Raw genomic sequence first — 299 nt, forward strand, 5'->3', positions numbered from 1 at the left:
TGCGCCGCGCGACGGGACCGCTAAACCGGGGGGCGTCCGGATGCGCGGGTTGCGCGCGCGGGCTTTCCGATCCCGATCCGCAAGAGGCTCGTTAGCATGATCGCACCCACCTGGGAGGCCCGGACGGGCCGGGCGCTGGAAGCGCTGGCGCGCGCCATGGCCTATGGCGGCGGGCTGGTGCTGGTGGCGATTGCGGTGATCACCGTGGCGTCGATCATCGGGCGGGCGCTGATCAGGCTGGGCCTGGGGCCGATCACCGGGGATTTCGAGTTGGTGGAGGCGGGCTGCGCGGTGGCGAT

The 299-nt window shown here is 72.2% G+C and carries 1 protein-coding gene; it reads left to right on the plus strand.

Annotated features, from left to right (window positions below; translation table 11 throughout):
* Positions 1–96 precede the first annotated feature (96 nt).
* Positions 97–299: hypothetical protein (locus tag H2O73_RS23815; RefSeq protein ID WP_220457728.1), on the plus strand; the 203-nt coding region annotated here is incomplete at its 3' end.

This window comes from Vibrio marinisediminis, from assembly GCF_014050145.1.
Classification (GTDB): Bacteria; Pseudomonadota; Gammaproteobacteria; order Enterobacterales; family Vibrionaceae; genus Vibrio; species Vibrio marinisediminis.